Here is a 1682-nt window from a genome sequence, read left to right as displayed (position 1 = left end):
ACTGATATAGTACTGCCTGTAATGACAAATTATAGATATATAATGAAGTTCATATATGCAAAAACACGAGAATTAATAAAGTATATGCTTCCCGTATAAAAAAACATTGACAAAATTTTGCCTTTACTGGAAAAAAAATTTGAAAAATTTGAAATTAAAAATAACATATCAAACTTAAATTCATTGCTAAATTTTAAAAATAACGTGGCTTTCTTTGTTTTTCCCTTTAAAAACATATCTTTTTTTGAAAAATGGAAACTAAAAACATATTTTGAGAAATCAAAAAAACCATTTTTAGTTGCAAAAGGATACAGCTCCTACAAAACTATCGCTGTTTTATTAAACTCACCAGACCCTGCATATACCTTAGAAGTTGGTATAGAAATTTCAAGACTTTTAAAAGTAAAGCTTATTACCTTTTACTGTATTATGCCAAAAGAACTCAGGACAGAAGAAGAAGAAAAAGAACTTGAAAATGTCAATAAAATTATTACAGATTTTGAAAATATTTATAAAACAAGTATGAATTTTAAAATTCTTGAAGGAAATCCGGTAAAAGAAAGTTTAAGTTATTTAAAGGAATTCAATTCAAGTTTACTTGTTATGTCTTACAAAAGAAGACATATATCATTCTTTGACCCACACGCTCATTATTTAATTGTAAAAAAATGCAAATGTTCTTCATTCCTAATACCAATAGAGGAAGCAAATGACTGAGCTTGAAGCTATCCTTTTGCTTGTGGTATCAATAGGAGCATTTATTATGCCTTTTATAAGCAGTAGGCTAAATCTTCCTTCTCCTGTTGCTGAAATAATTTTTGGATTAATAATTGGCTTATTTTTTTCAGACGTATTTCATAAAACAGAAGTTGTAAGATTTTTAGGTGAACTTGGATTTATTATATTAATGTATTTGGCAGGACTTGAAATAAATTTTGAAAATATAAAAAAGCTTTCTTTAAAAAGTAAACTTATATATATATCCGTAATTTGCCTAATTATTATTTTCTCTATTATATCAGTAAACTATCTAAACATTCCCAACATATATAGTTTAGTAATACTTACTACTGCAATAGGTCTTTTATTTCCTGTATTAAAAGACTCAAACATCATATCTACTAATTTTGGTCAAACTCTCCTTATTATAGGAAGTATAGGAGAAGTAATAAGCTTAATTTCAATAACTATATTTTTTGTTATTTACAAATATGGTTTATCTAAAGAAGCCTTTATCCATTTACTTGAAATATATTTATTCTTTTCTTTTGCGTATATTTTACTTAAATTATTCAAACTTTTTATATGGTGGTTTCCTGACAAAATTCCTGTTTTTTTGAAGAGCAAAGGAGCTACAGAAACATCTGTAAGGGCAAACTTTGTAAATATGTTTATATTTGTTGCACTGGCAGCACTTCTTGGTCTTGAGCCTATAATTGGTGCATTTTTTGGTGGACTTTTATTCTCAGTAATATTTAAGGAAAAAGAGCAGGTTATTGAAAAACTATCCTCTTTTGGTTATGGCTTTTTAATTCCTATATTTTTTATAGATGTTGGTTTAAGATTTAACTTAATTGAATTGCTTCAAATAGATATTGTATACAACGCAGTTTTACTCAGTATACTGATGTTAACTGTTAGATTCTTGCATCTACTGTTTATTATTTACACATTTTTCTTTA

At 26.6% G+C, this 1682-nt stretch carries 2 protein-coding genes; both read left to right on the top strand.

Annotated elements, in window-relative coordinates; genetic code table 11:
- Positions 1-117 precede the first annotated feature (117 nt).
- Entirely contained in the window at positions 118-717 is a 600-nt protein-coding gene (locus HG1285_RS02545) for a hypothetical protein (RefSeq protein WP_008289102.1), read from the top strand.
- A partial coding sequence (locus HG1285_RS02550) for a cation:proton antiporter (protein WP_008289101.1) occupies positions 710-1682 on the top strand: 973 nt, incomplete at its 3' end. The genes HG1285_RS02545 and HG1285_RS02550, both read left to right, overlap by 8 nt.

The sequence above is a fragment of the Hydrogenivirga sp. 128-5-R1-1 genome, from assembly GCF_000171895.1.
The sequence above is the reverse complement of the archived record's forward strand: the minus strand, read 5'-3'. Positions and strand labels throughout refer to the sequence as shown.